The sequence below is a fragment of the Thermotoga sp. genome (assembly GCF_021162145.1).
Classification (GTDB): domain Bacteria; phylum Thermotogota; class Thermotogae; order Thermotogales; family Thermotogaceae; genus Thermotoga.
On the sequence record NZ_JAGGZH010000014.1, the window covers coordinates 70,989 to 89,892 of the forward strand.

At 49.2% G+C, this 18,904-nt stretch carries 15 protein-coding genes; 12 read left to right on the top strand and 3 right to left on the bottom strand.

Annotated elements, in window-relative coordinates; all coding sequences use genetic code 11:
• Positions 1 to 168: 168 nt before the first annotated feature.
• From ilvB to leuB, 9 genes are read left to right on the top strand one after another with little or no spacing between them, the layout of a single operon-like run.
• Positions 169 to 1,914, top strand: coding sequence for a biosynthetic-type acetolactate synthase large subunit (gene ilvB, locus J7K79_RS01355; protein WP_366932569.1), 1,746 nt, complete (start codon positions 169 to 171; stop codon positions 1,912 to 1,914).
• Positions 1,911 to 2,426 (top strand): acetolactate synthase small subunit, encoded by a 516-nt coding sequence (ilvN, locus tag J7K79_RS01360; protein ID WP_296904317.1) that lies wholly within the window; start codon positions 1,911 to 1,913, stop codon positions 2,424 to 2,426. Before ilvB ends, ilvN begins: the two co-directional genes overlap by 4 nt.
• On the top strand, positions 2,426 to 3,436 hold the full coding sequence (ilvC, locus tag J7K79_RS01365) for a ketol-acid reductoisomerase (RefSeq protein ID WP_296904319.1): 1,011 nt from the start codon (positions 2,426 to 2,428) through the stop codon (positions 3,434 to 3,436). Before ilvN ends, ilvC begins: the two co-directional genes overlap by 1 nt.
• The gene (gene ilvD / locus J7K79_RS01370; protein ID WP_296904321.1) at positions 3,426 to 5,090 is read left to right on the top strand and encodes a dihydroxy-acid dehydratase; all 1,665 of its coding nucleotides are present in this window, start codon (positions 3,426 to 3,428) and stop codon (positions 5,088 to 5,090) included. Before ilvC ends, ilvD begins: the two co-directional genes overlap by 11 nt.
• A 12-nt stretch (positions 5,091 to 5,102) precedes the next feature.
• Positions 5,103 to 6,725 (top strand): citramalate synthase, encoded by a 1,623-nt coding sequence (gene cimA / locus J7K79_RS01375; RefSeq protein WP_296904323.1) that lies wholly within the window; start codon positions 5,103 to 5,105, stop codon positions 6,723 to 6,725.
• On the top strand, positions 6,706 to 8,244 hold the full coding sequence (gene leuA, locus J7K79_RS01380) for a 2-isopropylmalate synthase (RefSeq protein WP_296904325.1): 1,539 nt from the start codon (positions 6,706 to 6,708) through the stop codon (positions 8,242 to 8,244). Before cimA ends, leuA begins: the two co-directional genes overlap by 20 nt.
• Entirely contained in the window at positions 8,245 to 9,498 is a 1,254-nt protein-coding gene (gene leuC / locus J7K79_RS01385) for a 3-isopropylmalate dehydratase large subunit (protein WP_296904327.1), read from the top strand.
• A gap of 4 nt (positions 9,499 to 9,502) precedes the next feature.
• Positions 9,503 to 10,003, top strand: a complete 501-nt coding sequence (gene leuD / locus J7K79_RS01390; RefSeq protein WP_296904329.1) for a 3-isopropylmalate dehydratase small subunit — start codon at positions 9,503 to 9,505, stop codon at positions 10,001 to 10,003.
• Between the two features lie 3 nt (positions 10,004 to 10,006).
• A complete protein-coding gene (gene leuB / locus J7K79_RS01395; RefSeq protein ID WP_296904331.1) occupies positions 10,007 to 11,071 on the top strand; it encodes a 3-isopropylmalate dehydrogenase in 1,065 nt (354 codons plus the stop codon).
• Positions 11,072 to 11,087: 16 nt separating this feature from the next.
• Here the strand turns inward: leuB and carB are convergent, their stop codons facing one another.
• The 3 genes from carB to J7K79_RS01410 all read right to left on the bottom strand — a co-directional run bounded on the left by carB (position 11,088) and on the right by J7K79_RS01410 (position 16,615).
• Positions 11,088 to 14,387 carry a carbamoyl-phosphate synthase large subunit gene (gene carB / locus J7K79_RS01400; RefSeq protein ID WP_296904333.1) on the bottom strand — a complete coding sequence of 1,100 codons (3,300 nt, stop codon included), beginning with the start codon at positions 14,385 to 14,387 and terminating at the stop codon, positions 11,088 to 11,090.
• Complete coding sequence (gene carA, locus J7K79_RS01405) at positions 14,387 to 15,559, bottom strand: glutamine-hydrolyzing carbamoyl-phosphate synthase small subunit (protein ID WP_296904335.1); 1,173 nt, start codon at positions 15,557 to 15,559, stop codon at positions 14,387 to 14,389. Before carA ends, carB begins: the two co-directional genes overlap by 1 nt.
• Positions 15,560 to 16,069: 510 nt before the next feature.
• Positions 16,070 to 16,615: a hypothetical protein gene (locus J7K79_RS01410; RefSeq protein WP_296904337.1), complete on the bottom strand. Its 546-nt coding sequence runs from the start codon at positions 16,613 to 16,615 to the stop codon at positions 16,070 to 16,072.
• 89 nt (positions 16,616 to 16,704) lie between these two features.
• Between J7K79_RS01410 and J7K79_RS01415 the strand changes: the two genes are divergently transcribed.
• From J7K79_RS01415 to J7K79_RS01425, 3 genes are read left to right on the top strand one after another with little or no spacing between them, the layout of a single operon-like run.
• Complete coding sequence (locus tag J7K79_RS01415) at positions 16,705 to 17,256, top strand: hypothetical protein (RefSeq protein WP_296904339.1); 552 nt, start codon at positions 16,705 to 16,707, stop codon at positions 17,254 to 17,256.
• Positions 17,253 to 18,629 carry an MFS transporter gene (locus tag J7K79_RS01420; protein ID WP_296904341.1) on the top strand — a complete coding sequence of 459 codons (1,377 nt, stop codon included), beginning with the start codon at positions 17,253 to 17,255 and terminating at the stop codon, positions 18,627 to 18,629. Before J7K79_RS01415 ends, J7K79_RS01420 begins: the two co-directional genes overlap by 4 nt.
• Entirely contained in the window at positions 18,568 to 18,762 is a 195-nt protein-coding gene (locus J7K79_RS01425; protein ID WP_296904343.1) for a hypothetical protein, read from the top strand. The genes J7K79_RS01420 and J7K79_RS01425 overlap by 62 nt, the downstream gene beginning before the upstream one ends.
• Positions 18,763 to 18,904: the final 142 nt, after the last annotated feature.

Below are 18,904 nucleotides of genomic sequence, written 5' to 3' on the forward strand. Positions count from 1 at the left end.
ATCCTGAATTTTACATTTTCATGATGATAATGCTACCGCTACTAAAAAATTCGACTCGACAACTTGACATTGTGAAGCACGTGATGATACTATTCCTAAAAAACCCCCCATGATTCGTTATTCCAAGATTTCGGTATAATCATTCAATATTCGAGAGGAGTGATCCACGTGAAGATGAGAGGTTCCAGGATGTTGTTTGAAGCTTTTTTGAGAGAAGGTGTGGATACGATTTTTGGTATACCAGGAGGGGCCATCATCAACGTCTACGACGAGCTCTGCAATTATGAAGACAAGATAAATTTCTACCTTTTCAGACACGAACAAGGAGCCACACACGCAGCAGACGGCTATGCGAGGGTCACTGGAAAGCCGGGTGTCGTCATAGTCACCTCCGGACCCGGAGCGACTAACACCGTGACGGGAATCGCCACCGCCTACATGGATTCCATACCACTCGTTGTGATCACAGGACAGGTTCCAACCTCCTTCATTGGAACAGATGCTTTCCAAGAGGTTGATGTCACTGGCATCACAATGCCCATCACAAAACACAACCACCTTGCCACCAGCATAGAAGAGCTTCCCTACGCGATAAAGGAAGCTTTCTACGTTGCTACAACGGGAAGGCCGGGTCCTGTACTTCTCGACTTTCCAAAGGATGTTCAAACAGCAGAGGGAGAGTTCAATTATCCCGATGAAATAGAAATCCTGGGTTACAAACCTACCGTGAAGGGTCATCCCAGACAGATAAAGAAGGTGATGGAACTGTTGAAGGAATCGAAGCGTCCCATTGTTATCGTCGGTGGTGGTGCGAACCTCTCGGGTACGATGAATCTGGTGAATCAGTTCGTAGACAAGTTCAGGGTGCCCGCAGTCAGCACGTTAATGGGACGTGGAGTGAATCCATCCGACGAAAGACTCTACTACGATGGAATAGGGATGCACGGTGCGTACTACGGAAACTACGCCGTGGCCAACGCTGATCTCATCATCGCACTCGGTGTAAGGTTCAGTGACAGGATCCTCGGAAATCCACGTACTTTCGCAAAGAACGCCAAAATTGTTCATGTTGACATAGATCCCGCCGAGATAGGAAAGAACGTTTCAGTGGATGTACCGATCGTTGGAGACCTGAGAAACGTTCTTGAGGAGTTCTTGAAATACGATCTAGACACAGATTTCTCCGAATGGATCGAAGAGCTTCAAGAGGTAAAGAAAAAGTATCCGTTGACGTACGAAAGAGATGGAAAACTCATAAAACCTCAGTACATCGTGGAGAAAGTGAACGAGGTCTTTCCGGACGATACAATAGTCGTGGCAGACGTGGGGCAGAATCAGATGTGGGTTGCACAGTATTACAAGTTCAAACATCAAAGATCTTTCTTGTGCTCTGGAGGGCTTGGAACGATGGGATACGCGCTACCGGCGGGGATAGGAGCGAAGATAGGTGCTCCAGACAGGGAAGTCGTGATCTTCGCTGGTGACGGTGGTTTCCAGATGAACATCCAGGAACTCATGACGATCAGAAGATACAACCTCCCGGTGAAGATCATAGTGATGGACAACAAGGCTCTGGGAATGGTAAGACAATGGCAACAACTCTTCTTCAACTGCAGATACTCCGCCACGGTTCTGTCTGATAACCCAGACTTTGCGAGGATAGCAGAGGCTGTCGGTATAAAGGCAATGAAGATAGAGAAACCAGATCAAGTGGACAAGGCGGTGGAAGAACTCGCGAGATCGAGGAGACCCATGCTCATACACGCCGTTGTCGATCCTGCTGAAAACGTGCTCCCGATGGTCCCGCCAGGAGGAGATGTGGGAGCGCCTCTCGTCGAAGCATCTTACGATGACTCCTTCGTGAAGCAGGTGATGAAGGTTATCGATGAAAACAGGAGAGGTGATGAAAGATGATGAATCAGACTCATGATCACCTTGTTTCTATGCTTGTTCACAACAAACCTGGTGTTATGAGAAAGGTTGCAAATCTGTTTGCAAGAAGAGGTTTCAACATCAGCAGTATCACCGTTGGAGAGTCGGAGACACCGGGACTTTCTAGGCTCGTGATCATGGTGAGAGGAGATGACAGAACGATAGAGCAGATAGAAAAGCAAGCCTACAAGCTTGTCGAGGTGGTCAAGGTGACTCCTATAGATCCTCTCCCAGGGAACCGTGTGGAAAGGGAGATGGCTCTCATCAAGGTAAAATTCGGAGATGACAAACAGGAGTTGTTCCAGCTCGTTGAAATATTCAGGGGGAAGATCATAGACGTATCGAAAGAAGGAGCGATCATAGAGATAACCGGTGCAAGAAGCAAGGTAGAAGCCTTCATAAACCTCCTGCCGGAGAAACAGGTGGAAGAGATTGCAAGAACGGGTATCGTCGCAATGAACAGATGGAACGCAAAAGAAAGGGAGGGATTCTGATGGCGGTTATCTATTACGACAAGGATGCCGATCTCAACTTGATCAAGAGCAAGAAGATAGCCATCATAGGTTATGGAAGTCAGGGGCATGCGCACGCCCTGAATCTGAAGGACAGCGGCCTGAACGTCATTGTGGGCCTGAGAGAAGGAAGCAAAAGCTGGAAGAAAGCAGAGGCTCAGGGTCTCACCGTGAAAACCATCGAAGAAGCGGCGAAAGAAGCGGATATCATAATGATGCTCATACCGGACGAGCATCAGCCGGAGGTGTACAAGAAGTATATAGAAAAACACCTCACCGAAGGAAAGATGCTGATGTTCGCCCACGGTTTCAACGTACATTATCATCAAATCATCCCGCCGAAGAGCGTCGATGTGACCATGATCGCACCGAAGAGCCCGGGCCACATTGTGAGAAGAGAGTATGTCGAAGGAAGAGGGGTTCCCGCACTCGTTGCAGTTTACCAGGACTACACCGGTAAGGCAAAGGAGCTCGCCCTCGCCTATGCCAAGGGAATCGGTGTGACCAGGGCCGGTGTGATAGAGACGACCTTCAGGGAAGAAACTGAAACGGACCTCTTCGGTGAACAGGCAGTGCTCTGTGGAGGGGTGACCGCTCTCATAAAGGCTGGTTTTGAAACACTCGTGGAAGCGGGTTATCAGCCTGAAATCGCTTACTTTGAATGTCTGAACGAGCTCAAACTCATCGTGGATCTCATTTACGAAGGTGGCCTCAGTTTCATGAGGTACTCTGTCAGCAACACCGCCGAATACGGTGATTACATCAGCCAGGAAAAGATCGTAACCAAAGAGGTCAGGGAAAACATGAAGCAGATGCTCAGAGACATACAGACAGGTAAGTTTGCCAAGGACTGGATACTTGAAAACCAGGCAGGAAGGCCTTTCTTCTACACCATGAGAAAGAAAGAGTCCGAGCACCTCATAGAGAAGGTTGGAAAAGAGCTCAGAAAGATGATGCCATGGCTCAAGGAGAGGAACGCAGATGAGGAGTGATGTGATAAAGAAGGGGTTGGAAAGGGCTCCACACAGGTCCCTTTTGAAGGCGCTCGGTATAACGGACGAGGAGATGAAGCGACCGTTCATAGGCATTGTCTCATCAGCGAACGATATCATCCCTGGCCACGTACATCTTGATCGTATTGTCGAAGCGGTGAAAGCAGGAGTGAGGATGGCAGGAGGGGTGCCCTTCGTTTTTTCAACCATTGGAATCTGCGACGGGATAGCGATGGACCACAGGGGGATGAAGTTCTCCCTCCCTTCTAGAGAGCTCATAGCTGACTCCATAGAGATCGTTGTCAACGGTTTTCCCTTCGATGGTCTGGTGTTCGTTCCGAACTGTGACAAGATCACCCCCGGGATGATCATGGCGATGGGAAGGTTGAACATCCCATCCGTCCTGGTATCGGGTGGTCCCATGCTCGCCGGTCGGTACGCTGGGAGGGACATAGATCTCATCACCGTCTTCGAGGCGGTTGGTGGGTACAAGGTAGGAAAGGTCGACGAGGAGACACTCAAGGCGATCGAGGATTTTGCATGTCCGGGTGCCGGCTCCTGTTCGGGATTGTTTACCGCCAACACGATGAACTCACTCGCAGAAGCCATGGGGATCGCCCCGAAGGGTAACGGAACAGTGCCCGCCGTTCACGCAAGAAGGCTGCGAATAGCGAAAGAAGCCGGAATGCTCGTTGTGGATCTTGTAAAAAAAGGCATCAAACCCCGGGATATCGTTACGCAGGATTCTCTCATGAACGCCATCATGGTCGATCTCGCGACGGGAGGATCGACGAACACCGTCCTTCACCTGAAGGCGATCGCGGAGAGCTTCGAAATAGACTTCGATATAAGGCTCTTCGATGAACTCGGTCGAAAGGTGCCTCACATTTGTAACATCTCTCCCGTTGGTCCCTACCACATACAGGATCTTGACGAGGCTGGAGGCATCTACGCTGTGATGAAACGCCTCCAGGAGAACGGCCTTCTGAAGGAAGATGCCATGACCATCTACCAGAGAAAGATAGGGGATCTTGTCAAAGAGGCAAGGATCATGAACGAAGATGTGATCAGGCCGTTTAACAACCCATACCACAGGGAAGGTGGTCTTGGTATACTCTTTGGAAACCTCGCACCGGAAGGGGCGGTTGTCAAACTCTCTGGGGTTCCTGAAAAGATGATGCGCCACGTGGGTCCTGCCGTTGTGTTCGAAGATGGAGAAGAGGCAACGAAGGCGATCCTTGGTGGAAAGATCAAGAAAGGTGACGTGGTGGTGATCCGCTACGAAGGTCCCAAAGGTGGTCCCGGTATGAGAGAAATGCTCTCTCCCACCTCCGCGATCGTTGGGATGGGCCTTGCAGAGGATGTGGCTCTCATCACGGATGGAAGGTTCTCCGGAGGTTCTCACGGAGCCGTCATCGGTCACGTGTCTCCCGAAGCGGCAGAAGGCGGGCCCATTGGTATCGTGAGAGATGGGGACCTTATCGAGATAGATTTTGAGAAGAGAACAATAAACCTGTTGATACCGGAAGAAGAGTTCAAAGGAAGAATGAAAGAGTTTGTGCCAAAAGTGAAAGATGTGAACAGCGATTACTTGAGAAGATATGCCTTTTTCGTCCAATCTGCCAGCAAAGGGGCTGCGTTCAGAAAGCCCTGAGGAGGTGGTCTCTTGAGTATAAAGGTGTACGATACCACCTTGAGGGATGGGGCACAGGCTTTCGGTGTTTCCTTTTCCCTGGAGGACAAGATCAGAATTGCCGAGGCTCTGGACGACCTCGGCGTTCATTACCTCGAAGGGGGCTGGCCCGGCTCAAATCCGAAAGACATAGCGTTTTTTGAAGCCGTGAAGAACATGCGTTTCAAGAATTTAAAAGTGGCAGCTTTCAGTTCCACAAGAAGACCGAACACGAGGATAGAAGAAGATCCAAATATACAAACGCTCATAAAAGCTGAAACACCAGTTTACACGATATTCGGTAAGAGCTGGGATCTTCACGTGGAGAAAGCCCTTCGAACAACTCTTGAAGAGAACCTCAAGATGATATACGACACGATTTTTTATTTGAAGAGATTCGCCGACGAGGTGGTATACGACGCGGAACACTTCTTCGACGGATACAAGGCGAATAGAGAATACGCTCTCAAAACTCTCAAAGTGGCCGAAGAAGCTGGGGCGGATTGTCTCGTTCTCGCTGACACGAACGGAGGTACCCTTCCGCACGAAATCGAGGAGATCATTGAAGAGGTGAAAAGGCATGTAAAAACTCCCATTGGAATACACGCCCACAACGATTCCGATGTGGCGGTGGCGAACACCCTTGCCGCTGTGAGGAAGGGAGCGGTTCATGTTCAGGGAACCATAAACGGTCTTGGAGAAAGGTGTGGAAACGCGAATCTCTGTTCTGTGATACCGAATCTTGTCCTCAAAATGGGTCTGGAAGCCATACCGAAGGAGAATCTGAAAAAACTCTTCGATGTTGCACATCTTGTAGCAGAACTTTCTGGAAGGCCGCACATAGAGAACATGCCCTACGTTGGAGATTACGCCTTCGCTCACAAAGGAGGGGTACATGTCTCTGCCATAAAGCGCGATTCGAGAACCTACGAACACATCAGCCCAGAACTGGTTGGGAACAGGAGGATCATTTCCATCTCGGAGCTCTCAGGCCGAAGCAACGTCATCGAAAAGGTGAAGGAGATGGGATTCAAGGTAGACAGCTCTTCACCCAAGGTCAAGGAGATCCTCAAAAAGATAAAAGAACTCGAAGCTCAGGGATATCATTTTGAGGGAGCAGAGGCATCCTTTGAGCTTCTCGTGAGGGAGATGCTTGGAAGAAGAAAGAAGTACTTCGAATTCCTCGGATTCACTGTCATGACCGTGAAGAACAAGGACGAAAAGAGTTTCTCTGAAGCAACGGTGAAGGTTAGAGTGCCGGATGAAGTAGCGAAGAGAATGGGTCATAAGGAACCCCTCGAACACACTGCAGCTGAGGGAGAAGGGCCTGTCGAGGCATTGGACAAGGCAGTGAGAAAGGCTCTGGAGAAGTTCTACCCGTCCTTGAAGAACACGAAACTTACCGACTACAAGGTCAGAATCCTCAACGAACAGGCAGGCACCAAAGCGACAACAAGGGTCCTCATAGAGTCCAGCGATGGAAAAAAGAGATGGGGAACTGTAGGTGTTTCCCCGAACATCATAGAGGCCTCTTGGACGGCCCTTCTTGAATCCTTGGAGTACAAACTCCACAAGGATGAAGAGGAGATGAAAAAAGATGAGGATAAAGATATTTGATACCACCTTGAGGGATGGAGAGCAGTCCCCTGGGGCTTCCATGTCCGTTGAAGAGAAGGTTGAGGTAGCTCTCATGCTGGAGGACCTCGGTGTCGATCTCATAGAGGCGGGATTTCCTGTCTCTTCACCTGTTCAGTTCGAGGCTGTAAAAAAGGTGGCTACTACTGTCCAGAAACCCATCGTGGTTGGGCTTGCAAGGTGTGTAGAGAAAGACATAGACGTTGTGCACGAAGCCTTGAAAGATCGCCAGAAGGACAAGCGTATGATACATGTTTTCATAGCAACATCTCCGATCCATAGAAAGTACAAGTTGAAGATGGAAAAAGAAGAGATCCTCGAGAGGGTGAGAAGATACGTTGCCTATGCCAAACAGTTCTTCGATCTCGTGGAGTTCTCGGCGGAGGACGCTACCAGAACGGAGATACCCTTTTTGATAGAGGTCTACAAAACGGCGATCGAGGCCGGTGCAACAACGATCAACGTCCCGGACACCGTGGGATACGCCCTTCCAGATGAGTTTGGAGAACTCATAAAAACCCTGAAAGAGGGTGTACCCGGAATAAAAGACGTGGATCTTTCCGTTCACTGTCACAACGATCTTGGGCTTGCCGTAGCAAACTCACTGGCTGCTGTTCAGAACGGTGCAACTCAAGTGGAGGTAACACTGAACGGGATAGGAGAGAGGGCTGGTAACTGTTCTCTGGAAGAGTTTGTGATGACCCTGAAGGTGAGAAAAGACAAGCTCTCGTACGAAACCGGTATAAGAACAGAACTGATATACCCCGCTTCCAGGCTTCTCACTCACATAACAGGTCTCATACCGGCGAGGAACAAACCCATAGTGGGTGAGAACGTTTTCCTCCACGAGTCTGGAATACACCAGGATGGTGTTTTGAAACACAGGGAGACCTACGAGATCATGAAACCTTCGGACATCGGAAGGTCCTCAGAAACACTGGTCCTCGGAAGGCACTCCGGAAAACACGCTCTCAGAAAGAAGCTGGAAACTTACGGCATCAAGCTCGACGATGAGACCTTCCAGAAGGTGTTCGAGAAGTTCACGGAACTGGCCGATAGAAAGAAAGAGGTGTACGACGACGATCTCTTCTCCATTGTCTCCGAAGTCCTGAAGGAACCTTTGAATGGGTACAAACTCGTTCATTTCCACGTTCACACTGGAAACACACTGCTTCCCACGGCAGCCGTAGTGCTTCAGGTCAGAAACGAAAAGAGAGAGGCAGCAGAGACGGGCAACGGTCCTGTGGACGCCATATTCAAGGCGATCGACAAAGCTCTCGGGCTTCAGCCGAAGCTCGAAGAGTACATAATCCAGGCAGTGGGAACGGGAAAGAACGCCCAGGGAGAGGTGAAACTGACCCTGAAGATAGATGGTGAGCTTTACAGTGGAAGAGGTGTTTCCACAGACATAGTCGAGGCTTCCGCCATCGCCTACATAAACGCGATAAACAAATATCTCATAGCAAAGGGTCTTTTGAGAAAAAGCGGAGGTGTTGAATGAATGACCCTTGCGGAAAAAATTCTCTCCGGGAAAGCTGGAAGGAAGGTTGAACCAGGTGAGTTTCTACTCCTGGAGCCAGATGTTGCCCTTGCGAACGACATAACCGCCCCCCTTGCCATCAGGAAGTTCAAGGAGTACGGTGGAAAGAAGGTTAGGTACCCAGACAGGGTGGTTCTCGTCCCGGACCACTTCACACCGAACAAAGACATAAAATCCGCCATGCAGGTGAAGATGATGAGAGAATTCGCCCGAGAACAGGGGATAGAGAAGTTCTTTGAGATAGGAAGAATGGGCATTGAACATGTTTTGCTTCCCGAGGAGGGACTCGTGAAGTCGGGCGATCTCGTCGTGGGGGCAGACTCCCACACGTGCACCTATGGAGCTTTGGGAGCCTTTGCCACGGGTGTTGGTTCCACGGACGTAGCGGGTTTCTACCTCATTGGGAAAGTGTGGTTGCGCGTCCCAGAGAGTATAAAAGTGATGCTCCGTGGAAAGTTCAACGAGATGGTGACCGCCAAAGACCTTGTTTTGAAACTCATATCCATCCTCGGAGTGGATGGAGCGAACTACAAGGTCATAGAATTCTCGGGACCTGGGGTGAAAGAGATCTCTATGGAAGGAAGGTTCACCGTATCGAACATGGCTATAGAGGCGGGAGGAAAAACTGGGCTCTTCCCGGTAGATGAGATCACCATCGCTTACGAGAAAGAAAGAGGCATAGAGGTCGAAGAGATGTACCCAGACGAGGATGCAAAATACGTAAAGGAAGTGGAGATGGATCTTTCCGAACTCGAACCTCAGGTTGCCTATCCCTTCCTTCCGTCCAATGCAAAGGATATCTCTGAGACAGAAAAGGATCGTATCAAGATAGATCAGGTGGTGATAGGAAGCTGTACCAACGGAAGGATAGAAGACCTCAGGCTCGCGGCACAGATCCTGAAAGGGAGAACCGTTGCTCCAAACGTGCGGTGTATCATCATACCTGGCTCTCAGAGAGTCTATAAGCAGGCCCTGAAGGAGGGGCTGATCGATGTTTTCCTCGATGCTGGTTGTGCTGTTTCCACTCCAACGTGTGGACCCTGTCTTGGGGGACACATGGGGGTTCTTGCGGAAGGAGAGATCGCTATCTCCACAACCAATAGGAACTTCGTGGGAAGGATGGGGCATCCAAACAGCAAGGTTTTTCTTGCGTCTCCCGCTGTTGCCGCAGCCAGTGCAGTGAAGGGATACATAGCGGATCCAAGAAAACTGTGAGGTGATGGGAATGAAGATAAAAGGGAAGGTGTTTGTTTTTGGCGACAATGTGAACACAGACGAGATCATACCTGCAAGGTATCTGAACACCTCCGACCCTCAGGAGCTTGCAAAGTACTGCATGGAAGACGTGAGACCGGGCTTTGGAAGGCGTGACGATATAAAGGGAGGTATCATCGTCGCTGGTGAGAACTTCGGCTGTGGTTCCTCAAGGGAGCATGCACCGGTTGCCATAAAAGCTGCCGGTATCTCCTGCGTTATAGCCAAGTCTTTTGCCAGGATATTCTTCAGAAACGCCATAAACATTGGCCTTCCCATTGTCGAACTGAAGGAGGCCGACGAGTTCGAGGAAGGAGACACAGCGGAGGTGGACCTGGAAAACGGTGTCGTGAGGAACCTCACGAAGGAAAAGGAGTACAAAATAAGACCCTATCCAGAGTTTCTCATGAGGATCATAGACGCGGGTGGCTGGCTCGAATACTGTTTGAAGGAAGTGGGGGAGTGATCGATGAAGATAGCCATTCTACCAGGAGACGGTATAGGTCCTGAAGTTATGAGAGAAGCACTGAAAGTGCTGGAAGTTGTGGAAAAAAAGACTGGAAAGACCTTCGAAAAGATTTTCGGTCACATCGGAGGGGAAGCCATAGACAAGTTCGGTGATCCCCTCCCGGAGGAAACCAGAAGGATCTGCATGGAGGCAGATGCCATCTTCCTCGGAAGCGTTGGAGGTCCAAAATGGGATAATCTTCCGCCGGAGAAGAGGCCGGAGATAGGTGGACTTCTCGCCCTGAGAAAGATGCTCAACCTTTACGCGAACATCAGACCGATAAAAGTTTACAGGTCCCTTGTGTCCATTTCTCCTCTAAAGGAAAGGGTGATCGAAGCGGGTGTTGATCTTGTTACTGTGAGAGAGCTTTCCTACGGTGTGTACTACGGGAAGCCGCGGGGTATCGATGAAGAGAAAGGCTTTGACACCATGATCTACGACAGAAAGACCGTGGAATACATTGCAAGGACAGCTTTCGAAATCGCAAGAAACAGAAGAAAAAAGGTCACCTCCGTTGACAAAGCGAATGTCCTTTACAGCTCGATGCTCTGGAGGAAAGTGGTGAGTGAGGTTGCAGAAGATTATCCGGACGTTGAACTTTCTCACATGTATGTGGACAACGCCGCGATGCAGCTCATACTGAGACCTTCACAGTTCGATGTGATCCTCACGACGAACATGTTCGGTGACATACTCTCAGATGAGAGTGCCGCGCTTCCAGGGTCTCTTGGTCTTCTCCCATCAGCTTCCTTTGGTGACAAAAATCTTTACGAACCGGCAGGTGGTTCTGCGCCTGACATTGCGGGAAAGAACGTGGCAAATCCCATAGCCCAGATTCTGTCTCTTGCCATGATGCTCGAGTTTTCCTTCGGTATGGTGGATGAGGCAAGAAAGATAGAAAAGGCCGTCGAGATGGTGATCGAAGAGGGATACAGAACAAGGGATATAGCAGAGGATCCGGAAAAAGCCGTTTCCACTTCTCAAATGGGGGATCTCATATGTAAGAAACTGGAAGAAATATGGTGAAGGGCCGGAAGGCCCTTCACACTTTCCATGTATCGGTGAGTTTTCTTACCTTCACAACCGAACCCTTCTTCATTTTCCTGATCGCCGACACCGCTGCTCTGAGTGCTTCCACCGTTGTCAAGTATGGGATTTTTCTCTTCAAGGCCGTGGTTCTTATCATGTATCCTACCGTTCTTCTTCCTTCTATCCTGAAGGGATCTTTTCCATGCGAAACTGCAACGAGAGAGGGTTCATCACTGGATTGGGTGATCACAACGAGGGAGATTCTTCCTTGCTCCAGGAGGTCGATCACGTCCGGCCTTCCTTCACCTACCTTTGGAACGACCTTGACTTCTACACCATGTGACTTCAAAGCCTTTGCGGTACCCCTTGTAGCGTAGATCTCAAAGCCCATATCTGCAAGGTGTGCAAGCAGGGGAATCGCATCCCTCTTGTCCTTGTCTGCGATCGTTGCAAGGATAGCGCCACTTGTTGGCAGAGGATTTCCGGCTGCTATCTGGGCCTTTGCGAAGGCCTCTGCAAAATCTTCTCCTATTCCCATGACCTCTCCCGTGGAGCGCATTTCCGGGCCGAGCAGAACGTCCGTGCCTGGGAACTTGTGGAACGGTATCACCACTTCCTTCACGGAGAACATCCTCGGCCACGGCGTTGGAAGGATCTCACTCTCTCCCAGATTGACAGCACTCGCTTTCGGTCTTGTTGGATACGGGAAGTACTCGGAAAGAAGCTCTGGAAGGGACCTCCCCACCATGATTCTGGCAGCAATCCTTGCCACGGGGATCCCAATCGCCTTGCTTACGAATGGAACCGTCCTTGATGCCCGCGGATTTGCTTCTATTATGTAGATCTCATCGTCTTTCACCGCCATCTGTATGTTTGCAACACCCACTATCTTCAGTGTTTTCACCAGCTTGTAAACGGTTTTCTCTATATCATCCACGAGTTTTTCCGACAGACTCACGGGTGGAAGAACGCATGCCGAGTCTCCAGAATGGACTCCCGCCTCTTCGATCTGCTCCATCAATCCCGCTATCCATACGTACTTTCCATCAGACACGACATCCACGTCGAGTTCTATCGCATCCTCCAAAAATTTGTCTACCAATATGGGATATCCCGGCGAGACAACAGCCGCTTCCCTCACGTACCTTTCCAGTTCCTGTGGTGTGTCAACGATTGCCATGGCCCTTCCTCCAAGAACGTAGCTTGGCCGCACCAGCACTGGATACCCGAGACTTTCTGCTACCTTCAGCGCTTCTTCCACGGACGTCGCTGTCCCGAATGGTGGGCACTTCAGTCCTATTTGTTTGAGGAGCCTTGCAAATTTTTCCCTGTCTTCTGCGATCTCTATCGACTCGAAACTCGTTCCTATTATGTTCACTCCCTCTTCCACAAGGTGTCTTGCTATCCTCAGGGGAGTCTGTCCGCCGAATGCCACCACAACACCCTTGGGTTTCTCATTCCTCACTATCTCCAGAACGTCTTCAACCGTGAGAGGTTCGAAATAGAGCCTGTCGGAGGTGTCGTAATCTGTCGAAACGGTTTCTGGGTTGGAATTCACCATGATCGCCTCGTATCCCTCTTCTTGGAACGCCCACACACCGTGAACGTTCGTATAATCGAACTCTATACCCTGACCTATTCTGTTGGGGCCAGATCCGAGGATCATGATCTTCTCTCTCTCGGTCGGGATGGCTTCGTTCTCTGTTCCGCTGTACGTGGAGTAGTAGTAAGGGGTCTGTGCTTCGAACTCCGCTGCACAGGTATCCACCATCTTGTAGACGGGAAAGATTTTGTTTTTTTCTCTCATCTTCCTCACTTCTTTCTCAGAAACCTGCCAGATCTTTGCAATTTCCTTGTCGGAGTACCCCCACTGCTTTGCCTTCCTGAGGATCTCAACATCGAATCTCTTTTTCTTCAGCTCCTTTTCGAGTTCGATACATGCCTTCATTTCTCTGAGGAACCATCTGTCTATTTTCGTGAGTTCATGCACCTCTTCCTCGTCCATGCCGCTTCTGAACGCGGCGAAGATGTATGAGATCCTCTCCGGGGCTGGATTTGCAAGGTGTTCTCTTATGTGATCCAGGTCGAGATCTGGTGTGGCATCGAGCTCGAGTGATCTCAACGCCTTTCCCAATGCCTCTTTAAAAGTCCTTCCTATCGCCATAACCTCGCCGACGGATTTCATCTGGGTGTTGAGTCTTGGATCTGTCCCGGGAAACTTTTCCAGCTGGAACCTTGGTATCTTCACCACGACGTAGTCTATGGAGGGTTCAAAGGCAGCCATCGTCTTTCCTGTGATGTAGTTAGGTATCTCATCGAGGGTGAATCCAACGGCAAGAAGGGCTGCGATCTTTGCTATGGGGTATCCCGTTGCCTTCGACGCCAGGGCGGACGATCTCGAAACCCTCGGATTCATCTCTATGACGACCATTCTTCCTGTCTTTGGATCTACAGCGAACTGGATGTTCGAGCCACCCGTTTCTATACCGATCGCATTGATGACTTTGTAAGCCGCATCCCTCATCCTCTGGTACTCAACGTCCGTGAGGGTCTGAGAAGGAGCAACCGTGATGGAGTCCCCTGTATGTATGCCCATCGGGTCAAGGTTTTCTATCGAACAAACGACGATGAAATTTCCCGCACCATCCCTCACCACTTCGAGTTCGTACTCTTTCCATCCGATAACGGACTCTTCTATGAGGACGGTGTGGACTGGACTTTCGATGAGACCTTTTGTGACGATCTCTCTCAGTTCTTCCTCATTGAAAGCAACTCCTCCACCCGTTCCCCCCAGCGTAAAGCTCGGTCTTACGATGACAGGATATCCAAATTCTTTTGCCGTATCCACGGCATCTGCCAGGTTGTTTACGAGCCTGCTCTTCAACACTTCGAGCCCTGCTTTCCTCATGGTCTCTTTGAACAGCTCTCTGTCTTCGGCCTTTTTGATGGATTCCAGCTTTGCGCCTATCAGCTGTACCCCGTACCTGTCGAGTATACCCCTTTCGGCAAGTTCCACGGCAAGGTTCAAGGCAGTTTGTCCTCCTAGGGTGGGAAGCAGGGCGTCCGGCCTTTCTTTCTTTATGATCTCCTCCAGAAACTCAACCGTCAACGGTTCTATGTAGACGGCATCCGAGAACTCCGGATCGGTCATTATGGTTGCAGAGTTGGAGTTGACGATGACCACCTCGTACCCTGTGCTCTTCAAGGCCTTGAGGGCCTGTGTTCCGGAGTAATCGAACTCGGCAGCCTGACCGATCATGATCGGACCGGACCCTATGACGAGGATCCTCTTTATGTCGTCTCTTCTCGGCATTACCTTACCTCCTTTATGAGGCGTTTGAACTCGTCGAAGAAGCATTTCGCATCGTGGGGACCGGGGGAGGCTTCGGGATGATATTGAACAGAAAAGGCTGGATAATCAACCAGCCTTATTCCCTCTAAAGTGCCATCGTTCAGTGAGATGTGGGTGACTTCAACCCTCACTCCTTGTGGACTGGTTCCCTCGAGGACAGATATCTTCTGAAGGTTCTTGGTGAGAACGTTCGCATCCTGATCTTCGCTTCCAAGTTCCGGCAGTCCAAAGCTCTTCGGATTCACCGCAAAACCGTGGTTGTGAGTGGTGATCAGAACGCGCCCCGTCCTCAAATCTTTCACAGGATGGTTGATTCCTCTGTGGCCGAACTTCATCTTGTACGTTCTGCCGCCTATTGCAAGACCAAGGAGCTGATGTCCAAGACAAATTCCCGCGAGGGGGATCTCCTCTTTCAGAAGATCTTTTATCAAACGCACAGTTTTCAGGAGGGCGGCGGGATCTCCTGGACCGTTGGAAATGAGAACTCCATCTGGGTTGAGCTTTTTGATGTCGTCTGCGTCCACACCGTAAGGTACCCTCATCACCCGTGCTCCCACTCTCTTCAGGTCTCTGAGGATACCCCATTTCACCCCAGAGTCCAGGACAACAACCGAAAATTCTCCCTCTTCGTTTTCCACGATGGTTTCTTTTGGAGAAACAAGCCCTGCCAGGTCCCTTCCTACTATGCCGGGACTTTCCCTCACACGTTTAACCAGAGAGTCTGGATCCAGATCCACAGTAGATATGGCACCTTTCATTGCTCCTTTCACGCGGATCTTTCTTGTGAGGGCCCTCGTGTCAACTCCTTCAATGGCAACGATGTTGTGTTTTTTCAGATAATCTGGGAAGGACATGGTGGCTCTCCAGCTGGAAGGAACGCTCACACTCCTGTAAACAACGAATCCCGCAACTTTTATTCCATCCGATTCCACGTCTTCCTCGTTCACGCCGTAGATTCCTATCTCGGGGTAGGTCATCACAACGATCTGGCCCGTGTAGGAGGGATCGGTGAGAACTTCCTGATATCCCGTCATTCCCGTGTTGAAAACCAGTTCACCGAAGGTCTCACCTTCTGCTCCCAGGCTCTGTCCAAAAAAAAACGATCCGTCTTCCAAAGCAAGGAGTGCTTTCATGTTGCACCTCCTTCCCTTTCTCAAAGATTATAACCGTGGGTGGATGCTTGGCCTACTTTCTTTACTTTAAGTTAAAGGAAAGTCACGGGGTTTTAATTAGGAATAAACATTTAATATCTGAGAATTTCCATGCAAGATTTACAGGGTACATTCTTCGTGGTGAAGCAGGGTGTAGGATAACAGGGTAAGATGAATAAATAGTCTTCAGAAAGCTGAGCATCAGCTCGAGGTAAGGTTGGTGAAAGATGAAAAGGAATGGCTTCTGTGCGATTTTCATATACACACGAGCATGAGTGATGGACACTATGTAACTTGACAGCGGGTAAAGACCCCAGAACTTGCGAACTGTCTCTTGCCATTTTGAACGAAGAGATCGAACACGAGTCCTGGTTTTCTGAGTTCCTGGGAGAAGGTCTTCCAGACACTTCATGAGACGCGGAGAAACCTCGCCGTTCGTCTCGAAATTTCTAAGGTGAGAATGAGATAAAGCACCATCGGGCACACTTTTTGCTATATCGAATTTTTAGAGCGATTGACGACCTTTTTGGCTCTCTTCTTCCACACAGCATAGAGAACCATCATCACCGCAAAAAGAACGATGCCGAACAACTTCGAGTATTTGAAGAACACTCTTCCTGCCATCAGTGCGGAGAAAAAGAACACGCTCTCGTAGAATAAGTCTCCGACCCATATCACAAGAAGTGTTTCGAGTCTCCTTCCTATGTATCCTGCAAGAAACGGTGTGAACTTTCCCACCCACGGAACGAATTTGCAGAATGGAACCAGAATCTTCTCTGTGGAAATATAAACGTTCAAAAACTCCTTCAGGATTTTCTGAAAGACCTTCCACTTGAGTTTAGAAAAAAGTGGTTTCAACGCCTTTCCTGCAAAAAAAGTGAGAGAATCCCAGCTCAAAAGCCCCAGATAGATCACCGGGAAAGCCAGAAGCGTCCGCATCTTCCCTGCAGAAATCAGCGTGGACGCTGCTAGAATAGGAAGGGGTGTACCCGAGTTGTCGAAAAGAAACGTCGCCAGAAAGAGTAACAGATACTTCAAGTTTTTCGCTCCCTTCATGAAATATAATAGCGCATGGAGGTGATGAGAAGATAATCGATACGAGAGTAGAAAAAACCAACGAAAGGGTGTTGAACAAGATATTGATACTCGCTCTGGGAATCCCGGCCATTTTCTCTTTGATCCGTGCCAAGATTGTCGAGATGGTAGGTTATTTCATATTCTGGTTGGGAGGATTCTCTCCTTACGTGTATGAGAGAGTCACACATCAGGAGATACCCGAGAAAACGAAATTGATGCTTTCTTCATCTATATTTCTTCATTCTGTGTTGGGACAGTTTCTGAACTTCTACGAAAAGATTCCCTTCTGGGACAAGTGTCTTCACTTTTACGGATCTTTTGTTATAACGTACTTTTTTTATCAGATTTTGACGAGAGGGTCCAGATACTGGGACCAGATTCCCGGAGCGATATTGATGGCGTTTCTTCTGGGAACTTTCTCGGGCCTTCTTTGGGAGATTGCAGAATTCATCACAGACAAGGTGGTGCCAGGGTATCACACACAGAAGGGTCTCGACGATACAATGCTGGATCTCATCTTCAATCTTCTTGGAAGCTATGTGATGGCAAAGATTCTCTACAAGAAAAGGACTGGTCACATATTCTGGCATCCTAAAGGATGAAAAAAATATACCTCTTCTTCACGCTCGAAGGTTTCTTTTCGCTGTTCTACATCTTGCTCACTCAGGGTCCCATCTTCACGGGACTTGCTATGTTTTTCAACCTGGATGAATTCCTTCTGAGTCTGACTGCTGCCATTCCTCCCATGATGCAGTTTTTCCAGCTTTTTGCCACCTTCTTTGTCCGGAGATACAAAAAGAGAAGACTCCTTGTAAACGTGTTCAACGGTCTCAGCAGATTTGCGTTCGCATCTCTTCTGGTGTTCATTCTGCTTGGCAAGAAGATTCCGCTGGTGTTCATCGTTACTCTTGCCATCTCGCAGTTCTTTGCCGCATTTTCCGGTAGCACGTGGGCATCATGGATGAGAGATCTGATACCCGCCGGGGAGAGGGGAAAGGCTTTCGGTACGAGGAACATGTTCCTCTCCCTTGGTAACGCTTTCATCATATATCTGTACTCGTTACTCGTGGACAATTTTTCTCATGGTTTCGAGATGGTTCTTCTCATCTCTGTTGCTGGAACGATTCTCTCGATACTGTTTATGAACAAGATCCCGGATGTTCCCATGAAAATGTCCGGAAGCGGGATTCCCATGAAGGTGATTTTAAAGGACAACAACTTCATGAAGCTTGTTTTCTTCACACTCTACTGGAACATGGCGGTAACCTTTTCCAGTGCTTTCTATCATTATCATCTTTTGAAGAACCTCGGTATAAGTTACACTTACATAAGCTATATGATGATCATGAACAACTTCGTTGCCGTGTTGGGATACAGAATATGGAGAAAAGTTTCTGACAGAGTTGGGCACAGAACCGTGGCAGAGTTCGGAATCGCCCTTGCTGCCTTTGTTTCCGGAGTATGGTTTTTCATGAACGGTGCTACTTACTTTCATCTTCTGATCGTCGATGCTGTGCTCTCGGCTGTGGCCTGGTCGGCGATAAACCTTTCTCTCACTGTGCTTCCCATGGAGGTTGCTTTCGAATCCGATCCCATCTTCTTCGGGGTAAACGCCTCAGCTGCCAGCCTTGGAAGTCTTGCAGGTTCGTTCGTGGGAGGCCTCACCGCAAAGTTTCTCTCGGGAGTGTATGTAAAGGTGCATGGTTTCGAGGTTTTTGGTCTTCAGATCCTTTTTCTGATGGCTGCTGTTTTCAGGCTTTCTTCGGTCTTGCTACTGAGGAGGGTGAAAGTGAAAAAATACATTCCGCTCAGAGAATTCGTATTCAACACGGTGTTTGTTACACTGAGAAAACCGGTGTACAGGGTCTTCGAGAAAACGTACGTATCTTATTTGCTGAGAAGAGGTGGTGAGCGTGTACGAAAGATTGTTGAAAGATCTAAAAGAAGGAAGAGTGATTCTGACGAACAAGGTTGAAGACAGGACAAGCGGCATGACGATCGGATGGGGTTCTTCGGTATCAGAGATCTCGAGTGATATGGAAGGAATCTTTTTGAAGCGAAAAAGCAAGTTTACGGGACTCGTTCTTGTGGATGGTGTGGAAAGTTGAACACAAAGGAGAGTTTGTCTCCACCCTCTCTGGTTACCATAACGCTGTTGCAAGGCAAATTCTCGAAGAGGTTTTCCCGGTTCCGAAATACCCCAGGAGAAGAAGTTTGGTAGCAGGTTAGACTTTCTGATAGATGGCAGAG